The 22,390-nt window shown below is 72.1% G+C and carries 15 protein-coding genes and 2 pseudogenes; 4 read left to right on the forward strand and 13 right to left on the reverse strand.

All coding sequences use genetic code 11. The annotated features are described in order from the left end of the window. Positions 1-115: 115 nt before the first annotated feature. The 4 genes from GA0115242_RS20910 to GA0115242_RS42505 all read right to left on the reverse strand — a co-directional run bounded on the left by GA0115242_RS20910 (position 116) and on the right by GA0115242_RS42505 (position 3,085). On the reverse strand, positions 116-1,141 hold the full coding sequence (locus GA0115242_RS20910) for an ABC transporter substrate-binding protein (RefSeq protein ID WP_093830698.1): 1,026 nt from the start codon (positions 1,139-1,141) through the stop codon (positions 116-118). Between the two features lie 99 nt (positions 1,142-1,240). Then, a complete protein-coding gene (locus tag GA0115242_RS20915) occupies positions 1,241-1,978 on the reverse strand; it encodes an ABC transporter ATP-binding protein (protein ID WP_093830700.1) in 738 nt (245 codons plus the stop codon). After that, positions 1,951-2,853, reverse strand: coding sequence for an ABC transporter permease (locus tag GA0115242_RS20920; protein ID WP_093830702.1), 903 nt, complete (start codon positions 2,851-2,853; stop codon positions 1,951-1,953). The genes GA0115242_RS20915 and GA0115242_RS20920 overlap by 28 nt, the downstream gene beginning before the upstream one ends. Positions 2,854-2,983: 130 nt before the next feature. Then, a complete protein-coding gene (locus GA0115242_RS42505) occupies positions 2,984-3,085 on the reverse strand; it encodes a putative leader peptide (RefSeq protein WP_370672307.1) in 102 nt (33 codons plus the stop codon). 133 nt (positions 3,086-3,218) lie between these two features. Between GA0115242_RS42505 and GA0115242_RS20925 the strand changes: the two are divergent. After that, positions 3,219-3,746 (forward strand): annotated as a pseudogene (locus GA0115242_RS20925) (transposase family protein); the annotation flags it as partial. Positions 3,747-3,831: 85 nt separating this feature from the next. Here GA0115242_RS20925 and GA0115242_RS20930 read toward each other — a convergent pair. The 3 genes and pseudogenes from GA0115242_RS20930 to GA0115242_RS20940 all read right to left on the reverse strand — a co-directional run bounded on the left by GA0115242_RS20930 (position 3,832) and on the right by GA0115242_RS20940 (position 9,246). Further along, positions 3,832-7,935 (reverse strand): AAA family ATPase, encoded by a 4,104-nt coding sequence (locus GA0115242_RS20930; RefSeq protein ID WP_093830704.1) that lies wholly within the window; start codon positions 7,933-7,935, stop codon positions 3,832-3,834. Between the two features lie 6 nt (positions 7,936-7,941). Continuing rightward, a complete protein-coding gene (locus tag GA0115242_RS20935; protein WP_176729869.1) occupies positions 7,942-8,253 on the reverse strand; it encodes a CU044_2847 family protein in 312 nt (103 codons plus the stop codon). A gap of 209 nt (positions 8,254-8,462) precedes the next feature. Then, positions 8,463-9,246: pseudogene (locus tag GA0115242_RS20940) on the reverse strand (IS5 family transposase). A gap of 284 nt (positions 9,247-9,530) precedes the next feature. Between GA0115242_RS20940 and GA0115242_RS20945 the strand changes: the two are divergent. Further along, positions 9,531-10,418 carry an SDR family NAD(P)-dependent oxidoreductase gene (locus GA0115242_RS20945; protein ID WP_202555578.1) on the forward strand — a complete coding sequence of 296 codons (888 nt, stop codon included), beginning with the start codon at positions 9,531-9,533 and terminating at the stop codon, positions 10,416-10,418. Positions 10,419-10,445: 27 nt separating this feature from the next. Here the strand turns inward: GA0115242_RS20945 and GA0115242_RS20950 are convergent, their stop codons facing one another. The 4 genes from GA0115242_RS20950 to GA0115242_RS20965 all read right to left on the reverse strand — a co-directional run bounded on the left by GA0115242_RS20950 (position 10,446) and on the right by GA0115242_RS20965 (position 18,126). Next, positions 10,446-11,666 carry a metallophosphoesterase gene (locus GA0115242_RS20950; protein ID WP_093830706.1) on the reverse strand — a complete coding sequence of 407 codons (1,221 nt, stop codon included), beginning with the start codon at positions 11,664-11,666 and terminating at the stop codon, positions 10,446-10,448. 471 nt (positions 11,667-12,137) lie between these two features. After that, on the reverse strand, positions 12,138-13,988 hold the full coding sequence (locus tag GA0115242_RS20955) for a glycoside hydrolase family 76 protein (RefSeq protein WP_093830708.1): 1,851 nt from the start codon (positions 13,986-13,988) through the stop codon (positions 12,138-12,140). Positions 13,989-14,132: 144 nt separating this feature from the next. Next, positions 14,133-16,412, reverse strand: a complete 2,280-nt coding sequence (locus tag GA0115242_RS20960; protein ID WP_370672309.1) for an AbfB domain-containing protein — start codon at positions 16,410-16,412, stop codon at positions 14,133-14,135. Positions 16,413-16,593: 181 nt separating this feature from the next. Continuing rightward, positions 16,594-18,126, reverse strand: coding sequence for a glycoside hydrolase family 76 protein (locus GA0115242_RS20965; RefSeq protein WP_093830710.1), 1,533 nt, complete (start codon positions 18,124-18,126; stop codon positions 16,594-16,596). Between the two features lie 350 nt (positions 18,127-18,476). On the opposite strand from GA0115242_RS20965, the gene GA0115242_RS20970 reads away from it, so the two are divergent. Together GA0115242_RS20970 and GA0115242_RS20975 are read left to right on the forward strand one after the other, a co-directional pair. Further along, a complete protein-coding gene (locus tag GA0115242_RS20970; RefSeq protein ID WP_093830712.1) occupies positions 18,477-19,061 on the forward strand; it encodes a GNAT family N-acetyltransferase in 585 nt (194 codons plus the stop codon). Positions 19,062-19,312: 251 nt separating this feature from the next. After that, the gene (locus tag GA0115242_RS20975; RefSeq protein ID WP_093830714.1) at positions 19,313-20,251 is read left to right on the forward strand and encodes an LAETG motif-containing sortase-dependent surface protein; all 939 of its coding nucleotides are present in this window, start codon (positions 19,313-19,315) and stop codon (positions 20,249-20,251) included. A 393-nt stretch (positions 20,252-20,644) separates the two neighbouring features. On the opposite strand, the gene GA0115242_RS20980 is transcribed toward GA0115242_RS20975, so the two are convergent. Together GA0115242_RS20980 and GA0115242_RS20985 are read right to left on the reverse strand one after the other, a co-directional pair. Beyond that, entirely contained in the window at positions 20,645-21,313 is a 669-nt protein-coding gene (locus GA0115242_RS20980) for a TetR family transcriptional regulator (RefSeq protein ID WP_093830716.1), read from the reverse strand. Positions 21,314-21,419: 106 nt separating this feature from the next. Beyond that, the gene (locus tag GA0115242_RS20985) at positions 21,420-22,358 is read right to left on the reverse strand and encodes an EamA family transporter (RefSeq protein ID WP_093830718.1); all 939 of its coding nucleotides are present in this window, start codon (positions 22,356-22,358) and stop codon (positions 21,420-21,422) included. Between the last annotated feature and the right edge of the window lie 32 nt (positions 22,359-22,390).

The following is a 22,390-nucleotide window of genomic DNA, read 5'->3' on the forward strand; positions in this document are numbered from 1 at the left end:
GCTTCTACCAACGGCGGCGGGGCCCCGGATCTTCCCCGGACGCCGTCCCGCCCGGTGCGCGGGGGTGACGCCGGCGAGGCGCGACGCCGGCCCTGGTCCGCGCCGTTGTGCCCGCTCACGAGTTCTCGGCGGGGCGCGGTGGCGCCGTCGACGCGGGCAGGCCGGCGTTGTAGCGGGTGTCCACGAAGCGGGCGAAGTCGACCTTGCCCGGGATCAGCCGCAGCGCCGTGAACGTGTCGGCGATCCGCTGCTCGGAGGCGACCAGCGGATCGTCCACCGCCACCGCGACCCGGCTCGCGTTGGTGCGCCGCACCGAGGCGAGCGCCACCTCGTAGGGCAGCCCGGTGTCCTTCGCCCAGACCTCGGCCCACTCCTTCTGGTGGCCGTGCACCCAGTCGGTGGCCCGCCGCAGCCGCTCCAGGTAGTCCTTGACGGCCGCGGCCTTCCGCGGTTCCGTCAGCGCGCCCGGCGACGCCACCTGGAAGGTGAGCCCGTTGGTGACGCCCTTCCCGGTGGTGAGGACGCGACCCCGCCCGGATGTGAGGACCTGCGAGGTGTACGGGTCCCAGACGGCCCACGCGTCGACCTTGCCTGCGGTGAACGCGGCCAGCGCGTCGGCCGGTTGGAGGTACTTCACCCGGACGTTGCCGATGTCCAGCCCGGCGGCCTTCAGCGACGCCACCAACTGGTAGTGCGCGGACGACCCCTGGGCCACCGCGACGGACCTGCCCCGCAACTCGCGCGGGTCGGTGAGCTTCGAGCCGCCGGGGACCAGGAGGGCGTCGCCGTCGGACGTGCCGTGCCAGGCGGCCACGACCCTGATCCGGGAACCGGCGCCCGCCGCGAAGACCGGCGGGGTGTTGCCGACCCCGCCGATGTCGACGGCCCCGGCGTTCACCGCCTCCAGCAGGGGCGGGCCGGAGGTGAACGTCGACCACTTGATCCGGTAGCCGAGGCCCTTCAGCTCGCCCGCGGCCCGCAGGACGGCCTCGGAGCCGCCCTTCTGGTCGCCGACGTCGAGGGTGAGGGAGCCGGTGCCGTCGACGTCGGTACCCGCGTCGGAGGCGGAGCCCGCGCCGCAGGCCGTGAGCAGCAGGGCGAGGGGCAGGAGCAGGGCGGTGGGGGAGAGGAGTCGTCGCATGGGGGATCCGTTCTGCGGAGCTGGGGGGGGGCGGGTCCGTCGGGACGGGACAGGGCGGTTGGGGCGCCGATCGTCAACGCGGGTGCGGGCGGGCGGGGTTCAGGTGGTCCCGGTGGCCGTGTCGACGCCCAGACGGGCGAGGAGGGCGGCCCGCAGGGCGGCGAACCGGGGGTCGGTGAGGGCGCGCGGCCGGTCGAGGTCGACGCGCTCCTCGTGCGCGATCACCCCGTCGTCCATCACGAGCACCCGGTCGGCGAGCAGGACGGCCTCCTCGACATCGTGCGTGACCAGCAGGACGGCGCAGCCCCGGCGCTGCCACAACTCGCCCACCAGGCGCTGGGCGGTGACCCGGGTGAGCGCGTCCAGCGCGCCGAACGGCTCGTCCAGCAGCAGGAGATCGGGCTCGCGCACCAGCGCGCGGGCCAGGGCGGCGCGCTGCGCCTCGCCGCCGGAGAGCGTCCTGGGCCAGGCGGTCGACCGGTGGGCGAGGCCGACCTCCGCCAACGCCCGCTCGGCGAGGGCGCGTTCGGGTCTTCCGGGCAGCCCGAGGACGACGTTGGGCCACACCCTCTTCCACGGCATCAGCCGCGGCGCCTGGAACACGACGGCCTTGCGGCGGGGCACCAGGACGGTCCCGCTGATGTCGCGGTCGAGCCCCGCGAGGACCCGCAGCAGGGTGGACTTGCCGCACCCGCTGCGGCCGAGCAGGGCGACGAACTCGCCCGGACGGATGTCGAGGCGCAGGTCGTGGAGGACGGCGCGGCCGTCGAAGGAGCGGGTCAGCCCCTCGACCCGGACCGCCTGCCCGGTCATCGGCCGGTGAACGTCGGTCGCCATCGCAGCAGCAGCCTTTCGAGGGAGCGGACGAGGAAGTCGGCCAGCAGGCCGAGGAACGCGTAGACGATCAGGCAGACCACGATCACGTCGGTCCGCAGGAAGTCCCGTGCCTGCACCATGAGGAAGCCGATCCCGGCGTCCGCGTTGATCTGCTCGGCGAAGACCAGGGCGAGCCAGGCCACGCCGAGCGCGTAGCGCAGCCCGGTGAGCGCGCCGGGCAGGGCGGCGGGCAGCACGACGTGCCGTACCAGCCCTCGCCGGGTGAGCCCCAGCGACTCGCCCGCCTCGACGAGTCCGGCGTCCACTCCGCGGATCGCGGCGTACACGTTCAGGTAGAGCGGGAAGGTCACCCCGAGCGTGATGACGGCGACCTTCGGGGTCTCGCCGATGCCGAACCAGATGATGAACAGCGGGATCAGGCCGACGAACGGGACCGTCCTGAGCATCTGCACGGGCGCGTCCACCAGGTCCTCGCCGACCTTGAACAGGCCCGAGAGCAGGGCGAGTCCGCCGCCGATCAGGATGCCGAGGAGCAGACCGAGGGCGACCCGGCGCAGCGAGGTGCCCATCGCGGAGGCGAGGGAGCCGTCGTCGATCAGGTCGGCCGCCACCCGGGCGATCCGGCCGGGCGAGGCGAGCACGTCGGTGCTCAACACGCCCGTCGAGCTGAGGAGTTGCCAGACGGCGACCAGCAGGAGCGGGCCGGTGGTCCGGCGCAGCCAGCGGGGGATGCGGGTGCGCCGGGCGGCGGTGGGCCGGAGGGTCTCCAGGGCGGGAGCGGCCGGGGCACTGGTGGCGTCCACGGCCTTTCCGTCTGCCGAAATGGGGGACATGTCGTGCTCGGGCGAGCCGGGTGGGGCGTGGCTGGTGCTCACGGGGTGCTCCATGGGGGGAGAGCGGCCAGGGGGTGGGGCCGCGCCGGTGCCGCCGGACCGCGCGGGCGGGCGGGGGCGGGAGGGTACGCGGGCAGACCGGTGGGCCGGCCGGATCAGCGGTGAGAGGTCGTCAGCGGCCGCGGCTACACGCGGCGGAGGCCACCCGCAGCAGGTCGATGTGACCGCGCGTGGTGAGCAGGGCTGAACGCGACATGCGCAGGAAAGTAGCCATCCTGACCGCACACGGTCAATGGCGTCTCGCGTGCTGGACCCGCCGTATCACCCCGTGAGGCGCCGCCGATCCGCGCGGTGTCCCCGGATGGGTCAGGATGGGAGCATGTCAGCCCCCTTCACCACCCGAGTCCAACCTCCTGGCTGGCCAGGCGCCGGGCCTGCTGAAGGTCCTGCGCGAGACCGATCCGGAGTACGTCCTGCTCGACGGGACGCTCGCCGAGTCCGACCGGGTGGGCGACGGCCGTGCCGACTACTCCCACAAGCACCGCCGCCACGGCGTGAACGTGCAGGTCGTGACCGACCCAGTCGGCAAGATCCTGTGGATTTCACCTGCCTTGCCCGGCTGGTGTCACGATCTGACCGCGGCCCGCACTTACCGGATCATCCGGATCTGCGAACGCCACGGCGTCCCCATCCTGGCCGATCGCGCCTACACCGGCGCCGGCCCCTGGGTCACCACCGTACGCAGACGCCCACCCAACAGCCAGCTGACCCTCACTGAACAAACGGCCCACCCGGCCCTGGCCACATCCCGAGCTCCCGTCGAGCGCGGCATGGCACACCTCAAGTTCTGGCGAATCTTCCGAAGATCACGATGCAGCCCGAACCGCATGACGTCAATCGCCAGAGCCGTCCTCACCCTGGAGTGGCAACGCTGAAAACGCCCAATGACCGGCGGCGAGCAGCGTCTAGCCCTCAGCAGGGAACGGGAGCGCGTGGCTACCGTTCACCGGTTGTCCACATTTAAAGCCTCAGGTGTTCCGGCTCACCCACCGGCGGTGTATTACGCACCTCTGCTAGCGATAGTGCGAGGAGCCCGTGGTCGAGCCCAATGATCAGCCGTTGTGACACCCATGTGACGGCAAGTGCAGGATGATGTACTGGAATCTCTTCAACCAGCGCTTGGCTCGACACGTCCCACAGGCGTACGGTCCTGTCGCTACTGGCACTGGCGAGGAATGTCCCGCCCTCACCGATCATGCTCACTGCGTTTACTGCGCCCGAGTGGCCTGAGAGGGCTCCGATGAGTTCTCCACGCGCGGCATCCCACAGGCGCACCTCTCCATGTGCGTGCGCGGTGGCGAGCGCGGTCTGCCCCATCATGGGCAGCGCGCACATTGCAAGGGTCTCGGGTGCGGCGACCAATTTGTGGCGCTGACCAGAGGTGGCGTCCCACAACCACACCATGCCGTCCTGACCGTCCGTAGCCGTTGCGACATATGGTTGGCCAGCGATTTCCAGGGGACACATGACGTAGATCCCGCTATGAAAGCGGGCAAAGTGTGCGATCTCATTACTCAGTGGGTCCCAAAGCCATGCGCTTCCGTCGGTGTGGCCCGTAGCTAGGAGCGTTTGGTTGCCGACGCGCACGGAGCACACGGCATAGGCGGGTTTGTTGCCTGGACGTCGGGACGACCGCGGCACCGCTTCTGTAAGGTCAGACAACCACACTGCTCCGTCGTCACCGCACCCGGCGAGGTACGACCGGTTGAGGTGGGTCACACTACATAGAGCCCGCACCCAGTCGTGATTTTCACGCAACGAGTTGACGACCGAGCCAGAGCCAGGATCGCGCAGTTGGGTTACGCCGTCGTCACCGCCAGCGGCCAATAGCAAACCGTTACCGCTGGATGCGGGGGAGAGTGCGCGTACAGCGCCCACACTGCTGGCGCGCGGCGCCGACGGGTCCCACAGCCGCACGGTGTGGTCGGCGCCCCCACTGGCGATCAGGTCTCGGCCGTTGACGTGCAGCACGCAGAGGGAGTCCACGGAGTCGGAATGGCCTTGGAGGGTAATGGCGATGCGGCCGGTCTCCGGGTCCAGCAGTCGCACCAGGTCGCCGCTCGGGCTGGCAAGCAGCGACTTTCCCTCGACTGTTAGGGCGCGCAGCGTAAAGGCCAGGTCTTCCCCGGGGAGGGTACCTACACACCAGCCGCTGATCGGGTCCCACAGACGAACCGTCTTGTCGTTTCCGAGACTTGCTAGCAGAGTGTGATCTTCCACTTCCACCGCGGACAGGGCGATGACGGAACTCTCGTGCCCTTCGAGGATGTGGATGCGCTCGCCGGTGTCAGGTCGCCAGAGAATGATGGAGCGGTCATCTTCGTCTCCGCCCGATGCCAGGAGAGTTCCGTGGTTGACCGCTAGCGTGCACACACTCTCGACCCAGCCGCCGTGCTCCGATAGGACCGCTGTGCACTCTCGGGAGGCGGGATCCCAGATCCGGACTGTTCTGTCCGCGCTCCCTGTTGCAAGGCGAGGCCCGTCGGCCGTTTCGAAGGCGCACAAATCTCGGATCGAGCTGACGTGGCCGCGCAGGTACCCCGCTGCGCGTCGCAGGGACTCGTTCCACAGCCAGACGTCCCTGTCCGCAGCGAGAGCGAGGTAAGTCTGCCCGTCGACGATCAGGCCGCACATCGCACTGATGCGCCCGAACTTGGGTGTGAGGCGGCGCACCGTCCGGGCGGTCACTGGGTCCCAAAGCCGGATGGTCCCGTCGCCGGCGGCGCTGGCGAGCAGGGTGCCGGTCGGGGGGCCGAGGGCGCATACAGCGCGGATCTCGCCGCTGTGGCCTTCTAGAATTGCGTCTTCGGCGCGGGAGGCGACTGCTGCCCACTCGGCTCGATATGGCCCCTTCACTGCCAAGGGCCCGTAGACCTGTCCGAATCCTTCCTGCGCCTCGGTTACGCTGAAAAGCGCCGCGCGCTTGGTGGGGACACAGTCGATGGCTTGCGGCGTCCGGCGTAGAAGCTGGGCGCGTTCCTTGGCCGCTCGGGAGACCGCCGAACTGCTCGCCGGGATGAGGCGTCGAAGATCTGCGTGGAGCGCGTACTCCGCGTCCGCAAGCAGCTCGTCGATGACCCGGCCGCCCACGGCGTGCCGGGGTAGCGAACGCAGCAGGTACGCGGGCGCACGGTCCCAGCCCAGGCGTCGCCCGTAGGAGATGAAGGAGCGTGTGAGGGCGCGCTCGTCGGTCACGTTCGATCCGACCTGCGCGCGATTTTGCCGCAACGCATCATTTAGAGCTTGGTGGAAGAGCCGGAACACACCCGTGTTCTGATCGTTGACGCCGCTCTCGATGAGAAAGTTCGCGGCTGACGAGCGTGTCAGAGAACGGAGCTGGTCCTCAGTGAGATGGTGGCCCGTAAGTTTCTCCACTGCAGCGCTCCACAACGGCAGTGGGAGCCCTGGAGCCTCGGCATAGGCCAGGACGCTTAGGGCATCAGCCGCCGGAGCGCCGTCAACTGCAGGCAGTCGTGAGAGGTATTCCTCCAGGGCTGCGGCGACGGTGGGCGTGAAGGCAATATCTGCGGGCGCAACAGCGCGAGTATCGTGCAGGCCGTGAGCGCGCGCGGTGAGACCGGCCACGAGAAAATTCGCGTCGGCGAGTTCTGCGATGCGGGCAGCAACCGGGCGCGCGGTGCGCTTGTCGGCATATGGGTTATCGGGCCGCTCGTCGCCCAACAGCTGGAGCGTAGCCATGGTGTATGCGGCGAGGTCCGCTGTGGCGAAGAACTCGGGAGCGTCCAAGTCGATGACACGGACCGCCGCGCCGAATGGATCGAGCAAGCTACCGGCGTCGTCCCTGCGGCGGCTACCAACTAGAACCCGGACATGGAGATCCGCACATGTCTCAGCCAGCGGGATGGCAATGTGTCGCGCGATCAGGCGGGCCTGCTGCGCGCTGGTGGCCTCGTCAAGAGCGTCGATGACGATGACGAAGGGCGTTGGCGCGGAGGCGGCTCGTTCGGACAGCGCGGCCCGCAGTACGGAGGCCAGGTCGCTCGCGCGTTCGGGGGGCGCGGCCGAGGCCGCAGCGGCGATCTCCTCGGCTACCTCGAGAGCGGTCTTTCCCTTGGCGTGAACGGCGCAGGAGACCGCACCGAGGGGGGCACGCAAGGCGTCGTCATCCGCCGGGAGTGACGCGGCTATACCGAAATCTGCTGAGGTGACCACGCGCCCGAGCACTGCGGACTTGCCCACGCCGGGTGACCCGGTCACCATCAAGACTTTCCGCGGTGCGGTGACGCAGGTCATCCAGCCGATGATCTCGGCGAGCGCTGCGGTGCGGCCTCGAAATCGGAAGCCCTTTTCGGAGTCGGTGCTCACGCCACGGGCGCGCGGCTTCCAGTGCCGGCCAGCTTCCGGATCGTCGTCCAGCGTCCAGCCCCACGCCGCGAGCGCTGTCTCGCCTGCTGCCTCGGCCGACCAGTCGGCGAGCAGCGCGATCTTTTGTTCGGGCAGACACCTATCAGCCTGATAGAGCGTAAAGGCTCGGGCGTCACCTGAGCCGCTGGCTTGCCCGACAAGACCCACGATCGCCTGGTACGTCGATGACCACAATGCGGCACCGCTATAGCCGGGCTTGACGGGATAACGCGATGCTGTGTCGAGTCGCACCCACCCGTAGGCGAGTGCCTCGCCGACCGTCCCGTCCGACGAATTGCCGAATAGGTCGCCGTCGGGGAACCCAAATGCCCACCACGCGTCACCTACGAGGGCGGAAGGCGTCGGCCGCCGCAGTCGCCCTGCCAGCTCACCGGAGACCGGCTCCGAGAGCACGAGCACAGCCACGTCCTGCGAGCGGTGCTTCGCTGGAGCTTTAGGCGCGAACACATCTCGTACCCGGAAGCGCCGGTCCATGAACTGGTCCGACTTGGGGAAGGCCACCCACAGCTCCCGCGCTCTTTCCCACGTTGGGCATGCGACATGCGCGCAGGTAAGCACCCGATGGTCGTCTATGAGGAAGCCGGATCCCAGGGCCTTTTCGTCGTGCTCCGTGCCGTGTACTGCGGCTACCCAGGCATCGGCGCCCGGGCGCGGGCCCGAACCGACAGCGGCGTTCATCGAGGCTCAGGTCCCGTCCGCCGCCGCGGGTCGCCAAACCATGGACACCTCGAAGTTCGCGTCCGTCGAAGCCTTGGCCACGAGCCAGTTGGCCGTCCCACTGACCTTGATACCGAATTTCACCTGGACCTCCGCAGGCCGGAGCGCCACAGCCTGGTCGAGTACTGTCCGGGCGGCTTCCACAGCCGGCCTTACCGCTTCGCGGACCTGGCCCACGATCTCTGCGGCGCTGACCTGGTGGAACTCGTCTGTCGGCTCGATCTCGAACCGGACGACCGTCTCGTCGTCCAGCGCGTACGACACCACCTGATCTGCCATTGCGGCCCCCTCGATAGATTGCGAACACAGCTTAGAGCCAAGCCGTCGCTCACATGGGTAGTTGGCTGACCGCGCGGGCTGCCCGATGGGTCGCTATTGCTTCTTCCCCGTGCCGCGCGCCTGCCGAGGTCCTCGCGGTCGAGGGCAGCCACGGTACTGATCAGGTCCACGTGGGATCCGGATACCCTGGGGTTGCCTTAGACGTCGTCTCATTTGGTGAGTCTGCGATAGCAGATGAGGGTGCAGGCGATGCTGGTGAAGGCAAGGAAGTGCTCGGCTTTGCGCTCATAGCGGCGGTGCAGCCGGCGGCATCGGGCGAGCCAGGACATCGTGCGTTCTATCGTCCAGCGGTGACGGCCCAGGCGGGTTGAGGACTCGATGCACTTGCGGGCGATGCGGTGCCTGATGCCGCGCCCGCGTAACCATCGCCGCAGGTGGTTGTAGTCGTATCCCTTGTCCGCGTGGAGCTTTGCCGGTCTGCGCCGCCGGGGCCCGCGCCGGGAGCGGATCGGCGGTATCTCCTTCACCAGCGGGATCAGCGCCTGGTTGTCGTGCAGGTTCGCGCCTGAGATTCCGGCGGACAGGGGCGGACCGGTCCGTTCGGTGATCAGGTGGATCTTCGAGCCGTACTTGCCCCGGTCCACAGGATTCGGACCTGTCAGCTCCCCCTTTTCAGGGCCCGCATGTTCACCGAGTCGATCGCGCAGCGGGACCAGTCCAGTTCCCCTCGGGAGCCGAGCTCGTCGAGCACCAGGCGATGAAGCTTGGCCCACACCCGGGCCTTCGACCACTCGGCAAAGCGCCGTGGGCCGTCGCTCCCGACGGCCCGAACGATGCGGACGGCAACTGCTGGCACGTGCAGCCCGACGTGGCCACGAACACGATCGCAGCCAGCACCTCCCGGTCACCATGCCGGCGCCGGCCACCACCCTGAGGCCGCGACGGAGGCTCCGGAACCACCCGCTGGAACAGCTCCCACAACTCATCCGGCATCAGCCGCTCAACGATCGAAACCACGGCCGACAGACTACCGATCCAAATGAGATGACGTCTTAACGGAGTTTGTTGGACACCAACCGCGACAACCCCCGGCGCCAGGTGCGGGTGAGTTTCCTGGGGTGAGCGCGCGGTCGCCCCGGGCCCGGTCCGCCCCGGGGTTCTCCGTGGCCAAGGGAGCCCTTGTGACGTGCCGTGCGGACTGATCGACTGGGGGCCGAGGGCCCGGAGGCCGCGGACGCGAGCGCGGCCCACCCGACCGGCCCGCCGAGGAGATGGAGATGGCCGTGACGAAATGGACGCACGCCGAGCTGCCCGACCTGACGGGGCGCACCGTGGTGATCACCGGGGCGTCGGGCGGCATCGGCCTGATCACCGCGCGCGAACTCGCCCGGGTGGGCGCGCGCGTCGTCCTCGCCGTCCGGACGGTGAAGAAGGGACGGCAGGTCGCCGCCGCGATCCCGGGGCGGACCGAGGTGCGTGAGCTGGACGTCTGCGACCTCGCCTCGGTCCGGCGGTTCGCGAGCGGGTGGACGGACCCCATCGACGTCCTGATCAACAACGCGGGGATCATGAACGTGCCGCTGGCCCGGACCCCCGAGGGGTTCGACACGCAGCTCGCGACCAACTACGTCGGACCGTTCGCGCTGACCAACCTGCTCCTGCCGCACATCACGGACCGCGTCGTCTCCGTCTCCTCGCAGCTGCACCGGCTGGGCAGGACGCACCTGGACGACCTCACCGGGCAGAACCGGCGCTACCGCGCCCTGAACGCCTACTGCGACTCCAAGCTGTACGTCGCCCTCTTCTCCACCGAGCTTCAGCGGCGTCTCACCGCCTCCGGCAGCGCGGTCAGGTCCGTCGTCGCCCACCCCGGCATCGCCTCGACGAACCTGGTCAGCCACACCCTCTCCGGCCGGATGCTGTTCTCGACCATGAAGTTCCTGCTCAACGACGCCGAGCACGGCGCCCTGCCGACGCTGTTCGCCGCGACCCAGGACATCCCCGGCAACTCCTACGTGGGACCCGACGGCCCGGCCGCCGTCAAGGGCAACCCGAAGCCGGGCCGGGCGTCCCGTGCCGCGCTCGACACCCGGACCGCCCAGGAGCTGTGGGCCCGCACCGCCGAGCTGACCGGCACCGGCTCCGAGCTGGCCGGAGCCGCCTGACCGCCGGGTGCCGCGCGCGCCCGCCCCTCACTCCGAGGCGGCTCCCCGCGGGGACCTCAGCACCAGCAGCGTGATCTCGCTGGGGGCGAAGACCCGGAAGGGCGGCCCCCAGAAGCCGGTGCCGCGGCTGGTGTAGAGGAGGGTGCGGGCGCCGTGGCGGCTGAGACCGGCGAGGGCGGGCTGGTCGAGGCGGACCAGGTGGTGGAAGGGCCAGATCTGGCCGCCGTGGGTGTGCCCGGAGAGCTGGAGGTCGACGCCGTGGGCCGCCGCGCGGTCGACGAACGCGGGCTGGTGGGCGAGGAGCAGCACCGGCAGGTCGGCGTCGGCGCCCCGGAGGGCCCCGGCGAGGTGGGCGCCGTGGCCCGCGAGCCCGGACGCCTCGGCCGTGACGTCGTCGACACCGGCGACCACCAGGGTGTCGCCGCCGCGCTCCAGCAGCAGGTGCCGGTTGCGCAGCGGCTCCCAGCCCAGCTCGTCCATCAGGTCGACCCAGCCCTGGGCCTCGCTGTAGTACTCGTGGTTGCCGGTGACGTAGACCCGGGCCCGGGTCGCGCGCACGGTGCCCAGCGGGGCGGCCTGGGCGCGTCGCCGCTCGGCGGTGCCGTCCGCGATGTCACCGGTGTGGCAGACCAGGTCGGCCTCCAGGGTGTTCACCGTCGCGCAGACCTTCTCCGACCAGCGGGCCCGGTCGAGCGGACCGTAGTGGGTGTCGGTGATCAGGGCGACCCGGGTGCCGTCCAACCCGGCCCCCAGGCGCGGGAGTTCGACGTCGAGCCGCCGCACGCGGGGCACCCGCCGCGCCTCCGCGTACCCCCACACCAGCAGTACGGCGGTCACCGCGAGGACGGCCCAGGTGACGACGCGGGCCCGGTCCTGGCCGTCCCCGACGCCCGCCAGGGCAAGGGCCGCCCGCAGCAGGACCCCGAGCAGCACGGACCAGGTGAACAGGATCCAGACGCCGCCCAGCAGCGTGTCCCCGACGATCGCCGCGCCGTCCCGCTGGCGCCGTCCGTGGCCCCGCGCCATCGCCAGCGGCATGCCGATCAGACCGGCGAGGGCCAGGGCGGTGCCGATCAGCGCGACCGGGAGCGGCCAGTGCTGACCTGCGTGCAGGAGCACCCAGCACGGCACGGCCCACAGCAGCACCGGCGCGACCAGCGGGAGGTAGCGCATCGCGCGCCGCAGCCCGCTCCGTGGCTCCTCGTGCTCCGCGGCGTCGGATGATCGGGTGTCGCTTGTCTCGGTCACGCTTCCCCTCCTGAGGTTCTGGCCTGCGGATCGCGCGGCGGCGGAAGCCGGACGACGGCCCCCGCCTCCCGGGCCCCGGACGGCGCCCGAAGCCGCAGGCGACGACCCAAGTCCCGGGCGGTTGCCCGGAGTCCCGAGCCCCGCCCGGAGCCCCGGGCGCCGCCCGAAGCCGCGGGTGGTGCCCGGAGTCCCGTGCGGCGTCCGTGTCCGGGACGTGCCCGTGACGGGGCCCGTGCCCGGTGTCCGGACGGAGTTCCGGCCGTCCGGCGCGACCCGGCACAACGCACCGTCCGCACCGCGTTCCCGCCCCGGCCGTCACGGCCGACGCGCGCTCCGCACTCCATTGTCCGCCGTCGCGCGCGGGGCCGCCCGCCAGGTTACGGTGCGTCCGCCACCGCTGCCCGCCCGCGCACCCCAGGGGGAGAGGGCCCCGGGGCGCGCGGTGCCGCCGTCCGCCTCAGCGGGCCCGGGTCACCGGCCGTCCGCCGCCGTCAGGGCCCCGAGCGCCGACGCCTGGGTGCGCCAGTCCTGCTGGTTCGGGGCCGCGCCCGCCCAGCGCTGGCCGAGCCGGTTCAGGGCGTCGCGGTCGGTGGCCCAGACCGAGTCCGCCTGCCGCTTCAGGAACGCCGTGTAGACGGCCGAACCGGTGGCGTCCGCGAGGTCCGCCAGATGCCGCGCGAAGACGCCCTTGAACTGCTTCTGGTTGTCGTCGCACCGCGCGCTGCCCGTGTCGCAGGACTCCGTCAGCACCCCGTCACGGGTCAGCGACGGCGCCGCGAGCGCCGCGTCGGCCAACCGCCGCGCGGTGTCCAGGTACCGGCTCTGACCGGTCGAGCGCCACAGCTCGGTGAACGCCCCCACGGCCAGCCCCTGGTTGTAACTCCACACCGTCTGACCGTTGTTGGCGCAGCCCCCGGTCAACCCGTCGTTCACCAGACCCGACGAGCCGATCAACCCGCTGCCCAGGTACCAGTCGCCCGCCGCGACCGCCCGGCCGCCCCACACCGTGTCGCCCGCGATCCGCTGGTGCAGCGACGTCGTCAGCCACACGTAGAGACCGTTGGTCACCGCGTTCTTGTAGGTCCGCTCCCGGTCCCACCACACACCGCCGCCGCAGGTCCCGGTGTCCCAGTACCCGCGCACGTACTCGGTGATGGTGACCGCCTCGTCCAGGTACCGCTGCTCGCGCGTGGCGTCGTAGGCGGCCAGCCACGCCACCGCCCACCACTCCGCGTCGTCGATGGCGCGGCTGATGAAGTGCCCCTCCACCGCGTCCCCGCTGCGCGCGCCCGCCGGGAAGACACCCCGGTTCTGCTCGAAGGTGCGGGCGACGGCCCAGTCGTAGTCGTGACGTCCGGTGCGCCGGGCGAAGTCGACGAGGGCGGTGAGGGTCGCGGCCGAGTTCCACCAACTGCTGCGCCACCAGCCCTCGTACGGGTTGTAGGACGCCATCAGGGCGTCCGCCGCCGCCCGCGCCCGGGTCGGTGCGGGCCGCACCCAGGCGGTGCAACTGCCCTCCTGGTGCGCGGACTCACGGCCGCAGGCGCGCACCGCGCCGCCGAACAGCAGGCCGCGCGGGTCGCGGGTGGCGAACAGCGCCGTCCTGGTCGTCGTCGCGCCCTGCGGCACGCTGGTCCGGCCGAGCGAGGAACCCTCGGGCCAGCTCGCGCCCTCGTCCCAGGAGCGGTCGAGCCATATCTCGTCGCCCGCGCCGCCGCCCGAGACGACGCCCCAGGCGACCGCGTCGCGCTGGTCCACGTGCAGGCTGATGGTCCGCCCGAAGAGGGTCGTCGACGGCACCGGGGTGTCGTCGCCCGCGGCGGTCGCCGGGTCGGCGCCGTCGCAGAACGAGCCGTCGCACACCGCCGGGTAGACCCAGTCGGTGCAGCCGACGCCCGCCGCGTCGGCGCAGGCACGGACCCAGCCGCGCCGGTGGTTCTGCGGGTCGGTGAGGTTGTACATGAGGGTGCGGGTGCCGGTCCAGGAGGCGGGGACGCTCGCCTTGCCCAGCAGCGGCTCCCAGCTCGCGCCGCGGTCCCAGGAGCGGTCGAGCCAGACGGCGTCGCCGGTCGAGCCCTTGTCGACGCTCGCCCAGGCCATGTCGTCTGGGTCGGAGACGTGCAGCCGCAGGAGACGACCGTTGACGGTCCTGTCGGGCACCGGGAAGGTCTCCTGGCGCGCCTTCGAGGGGTCGAGGGTGTCGCAGGAGAGCGCGCAGACCGGCGTCGCGGCGCGGGCCGGGGCCGGGAGGGCGACGAGACCGGCGAGGGCCAGCGCCGCCGCCAGCAGCATGCCGAGGATGCGAGGGGTCCGGACTGTCATGACGTACCACGCCCTTTCGTCAGGGCCGTGCACGGACAGAGGACCGGCGGCCGTCGCCGGGGACGGGAGGGACGGCCGCCGGGGTGCGACGCGGGTGGCGTCAGCGGTGGTGCGGGCGTCCCGGCGCGCGGGCCGGGACCGGACTCACGGGGCCCAGGGCGCCTCGATCGCCCAGGTGGTGTCCGCGGTGAAGGACGCCGGGGCGTCCCACGCGTGCGGGCCGCCGTCGCGCGCCAGCCAGAGTTCGGCGTTGACGTGGCGCAGGTACTGGCCGGGGAAACCGGCCGCCGACAGCCGGACGCCGCCGCTGCCGCGCACCGGGCACCAGGTCGCGTCCTCCCGGGCCACGGCGGAGCCGTCGGGCGCCTCCCGCCGCACCCGGAACTCCCGGTGGCGCAGGTACTCGCCCGGGTAGTTGCGGGACTCGAAGCTGTAGCAGAGCCGGTTGGCGAGGCCCGGCCGGACCTTCCAGGTGGCGTCCTGCTTCAGCAGGGCGGTGCTGCCGGAGGTGACGACCTCGGTGGCGCCGAGCCCGTCGTAGTGGCGGACGTACCGGTCGGTGTAGCCGGGCGTGGTCACCCGGATCGACACGTACCGCTCCACCGGCAGTTCGACCCGCGGGCCCGCCGTGCGGGACGCGTCGATCAGCGCCCGGTTGGCGGCCCTGACCCGGGCCGCGTCGACCTTGACGACCTGCCGGTCGTAGCTGAGCAGACCGTTGGTCTCGTTCTCGACGTCGGTGATCTGCGTGTACACGGACGCCGAAAGGCCGCCCGCGGGAAGGGAGTTCTCCCGCATCGCGTCGAGCAGCCCGACCAGCCGGTCGTTGAGCGCGGCCCGGGTCGGCTGGTCCTCGTAGCTGAACCCGCCGCCGGGGAACCACTCGTGGCCGCTCTCCCGGAAGCCGAGGCCGCCGTACTCGCCCAGCACGGAGGCGCGCGCCGGTTCGGCCGGAGTGTTGCCGGGGCCGACGTAGTTGTGGTTATCGACGACGTCGCCGTTGCCGCCGTCGCGCGCCCCGCAGCAGTTGACGCCGCTCATGTTGTCGACGAGCCGCGACGGGTCGTACGCCTTCACCATGTCGGCGACGCGGGCCTGGTCGTACTGGCCCCAGCCCTCGTTCTGGTCGACCCACTGGATCAGCGCGGGCGAGCTGCGGTGCTGGTCGATGACGGCCCGGTACTCGGTCTCCCACTGGGCGCGGGCCGCGCTGTCGGGCGTCTTGCCGCTGTCCATCGACGGCATGTCCTGCCACACCAGCAGGCCGAGCCGGTCCGCCCAGTAGAACCAGCGCTGCGGTTCCACCTTGATGTGCTTGCGGACCATGTTGAACCCGAGGTCCTTGTGCGCGACCAGGTCGTGGCGGAGGGCCTCGTCGGTGGGCGCGGTGTAGAGGCCGTCGGGCCAGTACCCCTGGTCCAGGGTGCCGCTCTGGAAGACGAACGAGCCGTTGAGCACGGGCCGCCGCACCCCGTCCACCTCTGCGACGGCGATCGAGCGCATGCCCGTGTAGCCCGCGACCCGGTCGGCGCCGGGGGACGCCGTGAGCCGGGCCGTGACGTCGTACAGGAACGGGTCGTCCGGCGTCCACAGGTGCGCGTCGGGCACCCGCACCGCGAACTCGGTGCCGACGGCGCCGACCGCGCTGCCGACCGGGGTGCCGCCGCTGGAGACGGTGACCTCGACGGGCGCGCCGTCCGCCCCGGCCCCGCGCGCGGTCACCCGCAGCGTGCCGGCGGCCAGGTCCGGGACCATGTCGAGGCGGGTGAGGTGGGCCGCGGCCGTCGGCTCCAGCCAGACCGTCTGCCAGATGCCCGACACGGCGGTGTAGACGATGCTGTGCCCGGCGTGCGGGACGACGTCCTGGACGCGCTGCTTGCCGATGGCCTGCCCGCCGGACTCCGTCGGGTCGTACGCGGAGACGACGACGGTGTTGGTGCCGCCGTTCAGCAGCGGTGTGATGTCGTAGGAGAAGGCGTCGTAGCCGCCCCGGTGGACGGCGCCCGCCTGCTGTCCGTTGACCCAGACCGACGTCTCGCCGTCGGCGGCACCGAAGTTGAGCTGGACCCGGCGGCCCGACCAGTCGGACGGCACGGTGAACGTCCGCTTGTACCACAGCCGTTGGTCCGCGGTGATCTTGCGCTGGATGCCGGAGAGCGCCGACTCCGGGGCGAACGGGACCCGGATGCGCTCGCCGAAGACGGCAGGCTGCGCGGCGGTGCGGGAGGTGACCGCGAACTCCCATATCCCGTTGAGATTGGCCCAGTCGGGGCGGGTGAGCTGGGGGCGCGGGTAGTCGGGCAGCGGATGGTCCACGGAGACCTGGTCGGTCCACGGGGTCGTCATCGGCGCGGGTCTGGGGGTCCAGTCGTCGGCGGTCGCCCGGGAGGGCGGCGCCCCGGTGGCGAGCGTCACGGCGGCCAGCGCCGAGACCACGCCCGCGGTCACGAGGTGGCGCACGACCCGCCGCGCGATGGGCAGGACGAGGACGCGGGGGGAGGGGAGTCTCAGCACGGTGTCGCGCCTTCCGTGGGACGGGGGACCCGGCGGCGGGGGATACGGGGGGCCCGCGCGGGGTCCGGCTTCGGACAACGTTGTCGGGGTGTCATGAGGCCGCGTTCATCAGGTCGAGGGCGGACTGCTGCCGGGCCGCGTCCACCGTGTCGAGCGGCCCGTACCAGCGCAGCCCGTACTGGTCGAGCGCGTTGCGGTCGCTCGCCTGGGCGCGGGCGGCCTGGTTGCGCAGGTAGCCGGTGTAAGGGTGGTCGGACAGCACGGAGTTGAGCCGGGCGAGACCGCGCACATGGGCGCCCTTGAAGGACGGCCCGTCGGCGCCGCAGTCCCCGCCCTCGCACGGATCGCGCAGGATGCCGTCCGCGGTGTGCAGTTGCCCGGTCGTGGTCGCCGCGTCCGCGATCCGGCGCGCGGCGGTGAGGACCGCGCTGTCGCCGCCGGCCCGGTACAGCTCGGCCAGACCGCCGAGCAGCACTCCCTGGTTGTAGGACCAGACGGTGGCGCCGTTGGTGCGGCAGGTCGACAGGTCGATGCCGTCGTTGACCAGGTTCGAGCCGTTGACCATGCCGGTGCCCTGGAACCAGGACCAGCCCGCGCGGGCCCGCCCCAGATAGACGGTGTCACCCGGGATGCGGTTGTGGAGAGCCGAACTGAGCTGGATGTAGAGGGAGTTGGCGATGGCGTTCTTGTAGGTCCGCGCGGTGCTCCACCACACCCCGCCGCCGCAGGTCGCGTCCCAGTAGGCGGCCATGTGGTCGGCGTCCGCACGGGCCGTGGCGAGGTAGCGGCTGTCGCCGGTCAGGTCGTAGGCGGCGATCCAGGCCAGGCCCCACCAGCCGGTGTCGTCCAGGTACTCGTTGCGGAACTGGCCGCCCCTGGCGTTGACGTTGAGGTCGTAGGTGCGGGCGATCGCGTACCGGTAGCTGCCCATCCCGGTCACCCGGATGTTGTCGATGACGGCGGTGAGGGCGTTCGCGCTGTTCCACCAGCCGGTGGTGTCGAAGAGGCCGGTGCCGTTGTTGTACAGGGTCATCAGACCGGTCGCGGCGGCCGTCCTGCGCTCGCCCGCGTTCCAGGTGGTGCGGGCCCACGGGGTGCAGGCGATGTCGGTCCGGTCGCCCGCCTTGCCGCAGGCGCGCAGGGCGCCGACGCCGAGGTTGTTCCAGTCGTCGACGTTGTACATCTGGGTCCGCCGGGCGCGCGCGCCGGACGGCACGGTGGCGTCGCCGAGCCTGCTCCCCGAGGCCCAGCTCCGGCCGCCGTCGAAGGAGCGGTCGAGCCACACCTCGTCACCGGGGTTGCCGTTGTCGATCGACGCCCAGCCCATCGCGTCCGTGTCGTCGAAGTGCAGGGCGATCGAACGGGAGAAGAGGCTGGTCGAGACGGGCGAGCGGTCGCCGGGGGAGAGCGCGGGGTCGCGGGCGTCGCAGTACTTGTTGCAGATCGCGGCGGCCGCGGAGGCGGCAGCGGGCGCGGAGGCGGTAGCGGAGGTGGTGGCGGTAGCGGGAGGTGAGGTGGTGGCGGACGCCGGGCCGGTGAGCGGGACGACGAGCGCGGAGAGCGTCGGAAGGAGCGCCGCGATCCGCAGCAGCGGGCGCGACAGCGGGCGAGGGGTGGGGGTCATGGGACCTTCCTGTCGTCCGACGCCCCGGCCACGGCCCCCCGGCGGTGCCCGTCGCCGTGGCGGGACACCGTCGGGGGACGGCGGTGAAGGGCGTGCGGGGGTGGGGGTGGCCGTGCCGTGATGGGGCGAGGTGGGGGTTGGGGGGTGAGGCCGAGCCGTGGGGGACGGATGCGGGGGTGCGGGGGTGGGGCGGGCTTGCGCGTGGTGCGGCGTACGGGCGGCGCACGGGCGGAGAATGTGAGAGCGCTCTCAGAAAGTAGGGAAAGGTGCGGGGCGCGTCAATGTCGGGCGGGCTGCGGGAGCCGTCTTCCGCCGCGCCGGATGGGGACGCCGTTGGTAGCGTCTCCGGTATGGCCGAACGTGAGCACCGGGTCGTCATCGAGGGAACGCGGATCACCACGCCCCGCCTGGTGCTGCGGCCGTGGGTCCCCGGGGACGCGCGGGCCGCACTCGGCGTCTACGGCGTCGCGGACGTCTCCCGCTGGCTGGCCCCCGCGCTCGAACGGGTGTCGGACGTGACGGCCATGCGGGAGCTGATCGAGCGCTGGATCTCCGCCGGGGCGAGCCTGGACGCCCCGCAGGGACGGTGGGCGATCGAGCGGCGCGACGACGGAGCCGTGGTCGGCGGGACCGCGCTGCTGCCGCTGCCGCCCGAGCGCCGGGACCTGGAGATCGGCTGGCAGCTCGCCCCCGGGGCGTGGGGGAGCGGACTGGCCGCGGAGGCCGGGCACGCGGTCGCCCACTACGCCTTCGCGTCCGGCGTCGACGAGATCTTCGCCGTCGTGCGGCCCCGCAACGAGCGGGGTGCCGCGACCGCGCGGCGGGTGGGGATGGAGTGGGTCGGGGAGACCGACAAGTACTACGACCTGCGGCTCCAGGTCTACCGGTTGCGCCCCGCCGAACTGGACGTGCCGTCGCCGACCGGCGAGCGGTAGTCGGACGTCGGCTGACAAAACCCCTCTTCCGTCGCCCCGTTGACCACACACGTCCTTTCCGTGTGCTCAACTGGTGCAGAATTGACGGGAGTTGTGGAAGGTGACAAGAATTCAGCTCGCTTCGTCATCGCGTTCGACGTGACCGGAGCGAGTCAGCGGCTTGGTTCCGTGTGCCCGCGGTCGTCCCGGCCCGCCGCGGTTCCGCGCCCGCTGCCACCTCCCCCACCTCCCGATTGCACAGAGGCCCGACTTTGTCTCGTAGGCAACGTTCCCGAACCCTGTACGCCCTCGCCGCGACCGCGTTCGCCGCGGGCGCCCTGCCCGTCCTCGCGGCGGGCACGGCGAGCGCCCTGTCCGACGGCGGCTGCCGGTCCGCCACCGTCCAGTACCGCCTGGTCGACACCGACGGCAAGACCATCGGCCCCGACTGGACCTCGCAGGGCGGCTTCCACCAGTGGACGAGCGTCCCCGGCACCGTCGAGGTCCGCCTCGCGCCCGACCAGAAGGTCGGCGACGGCTGCACCTACCCCGTCTCGCTCGCCGAGTACACCACCGAGGGCCCCGACTGGCTCTCGTCCGGCCGCCAGGCCCTCGTCGACAAGAGCACCGTCTACCTGGACGCCAAGGACGTGGCCGGTTCCGGCGACGCCGGGCGGACCTGGCAGAAGCTGACCGTCAAGTCCCCCGACTGCTACGGCCAGATCGACCTGTACGGCGACGACGTCACGTACGACGGCAAGACCGGCGAGGGCCACGGCGCGCTGCCCGACCAGCCGTCCGGGGTCATGACGCCGTACCACCTCATCGCCGCCTGGAACGGTGGCGACAAGGCGTGCGAGCCCGCCGCGCCCGAGTCGCCCACCCCGACGCCGGGCGAGGCCACGCCGAGCACCCCGGCCACCCCCACCGCCCCGGAGGAGAGCGCTCCGCAGCAGGAGAGCAAGCCCCCGGTCGAGGCGAGCAAGCCGCCCGCCTCCACGGCCACCCCGCCCACCACCTCCGACGTGCCGCCGCTGGCGTCGAAGCCGCCAGTCTCCCCGGCGCCCTCGCCCACGGACAGCGCCACGCCGCTCGCCGAGACCGGCGCGAACTCCTCCACCGGCCTGATCGCCGGTGGCGCGGTCGCCGCCCTGGCCGTCGGCGCCGGTGCGGTCTACCTGGCGTCCCGCGCCCGGAGCAACCGCGCGTGACCGACCGCCGGTGCCCGCGTCGACTTCACCGTCGCGGGCACCGGCTTCGTCGTTTCGGCGAGGTGGGGGGCGGGGCGGTGGGCCGGGCGTCTGCGCCTGGGCGTCCGTGTGCGGTCGGTCACCTCAACACCGTTGCCCGCAGCGCACGTTGAGGGAATAGCTCAGCCCCTCGATGCCCGCGTGCGGGCTCGGGCGAGAGCTTCCCGAGACCGGTTCGCGGAGTGTCCGGCGCAGCCCGCCTCCGCCGGAAACCGCGTGGGGCACAGCCCATCTCCGCCGGAAACCGTGTGGGGGCGCAGCCCGCCTACGCCGGAAACCGCGTGGGGCTCAGCCCATCTCCGCCGGAAACCGCGTGGGAGCGCAACCCGCCTCCGCCGGAAACCGTGTGGGGGCTCAGCCCACTTCCGCAGGGAAGCCGTTGGGGTAGCGTGCCGCGACGGCGCTCAGGTAGCCGCGCATCATGACCTTCGCCTCGTCCAGGAGGTCCGCGTCGCCCTCGGGGGTGCGGCGGAACGCCTCCTGCGCCAGCGCGTCCGCCGCCAGGACGGCCGCCCGGCAGGCGCGGGCGAGCGACTCGTCGTCCCGGGCGACCCCGAGCGCGAGCAGGACACGGGCGACGCCGTCGGCCATCCGTTCCTTGTGCTCGCGGTCCGCCGCCCGCGTCCACGTGGTCAGTCCGCCGCCGAACCACAGCGCACGGAAGCCGTGTTCGGTGCGGTAGAGGTCCGCGTACGTGTCGAGGACGACGCCGACCGGATCGTCCCACCGCCGCGCGGACGCCTCGTGGACCAGCAGGTCCATCACCGTCTCCAGCCTGGCGAAGTACCCGGCGGCCAGCGCGTCGATGAGGGCGTCCCGGTCGGGCAGGTCCTCGTCCAGGGACCCGGCCGGCACCCCCGCCTCGGCGGCGACCCGGCGCGTCGTGAGCGCCTGCGTGCCCTCCGCCACCAGGACCCGCTCCGCCGCCTCCAGCACCCGCGCCCACTGAGCACCGCCGCACGCCGGCCGGGGCGCGCGACGCGGTGCGGCGACCCCGGCGGGGTCCGTGGTGGGTTCGCTCACGTGCGGCCTCCGGAGGTGAATATGACTTTGTCTCACCTCAAGATTACGGTCGTGACGTGACCGGCTCAAGGGCGCTGACGGGCCACCGCGGCCGGTCCACCCCTGGTCACTGCCCGGTTTTAGCCCCGCCCCCGCCGCCCCGGTCCCAACGCCCGCGGGTGGCCATGCTGAGGGTGTTCGCCGCCACGATCGCGCCGATGCCCGCGCACTCCGTCCAGCCGAGCCGCTGCCCGAGTCCGACCCACCCCACGACCGCCGCGAGGACCGGGTTGACGCTCATGAAGAGGCCGAAAGCTTGCGCCGGAACATGGCGCAGGGTGACCAGGTCGGCGAGGTAGGGCACCGCCGACGAGAGGACACCCGCGACCACCGCGCACCCCACCGCCTGCCAGGTCGGCGTCCGGGTGAGCACCACCACGACCCCGACGGGCAGGAACGTCAGCGCCGAGACGGCCGCCGCCGCGGCCGACCCCTGCGCGCCGGGTATCCGGCGGCCGACCGTCCGGTTCAGCAGGATGTACGCCGCCCAGCATCCGGCGGCGACCAGCCCCAGCGCCATCCCGGCGTAGTCCGTGGAGGGACGCGGGCGCAGCAGCGTGACCACCCCGGCCGCCGCGATCACCGCGCAGCAGGCGTCCACCCGGCGCCGGACGGCGGCCAGCGCGATGGCCAGCGGGCCGAGGAACTCCAGGGTGACCGCGAGCCCCAGGCCGATCCGGTCGACGGCCGTGTACAGCGACAGGTTCATGGTGCCGAAGACGGCCCCCAGGGCGAGTACCGGCCACCACTGGCGGCGGGTGAACGAGCGCGGCCGGGGGCGTCCGACGGCCAGCAGGACCGCCGCGGCGACGTACTGGCGGACCGCGACGACCCCGACCGGGCCGATGACGGGGAAGGCGAGCGAGCCGACCGCGGCGCCGGTCTGGTTGGCGAGGCCGGAGCCGACCATGGTGGCCACCCCGAGCAGCCGGTGCCGTGAGGCGGCGGGCGCCGGGGCGGGCAGGGTGACGGGATCGGTGGCTGAGGGTGCGGACACGGGGCGCATGGCCCGATCGTGCGCCGCCGGATTCCCCCGGC

This window comes from Streptomyces sp. SolWspMP-5a-2 (assembly GCF_900091845.1).
Classification (GTDB): Bacteria; Actinomycetota; Actinomycetes; order Streptomycetales; family Streptomycetaceae; genus Streptomyces; species Streptomyces doudnae.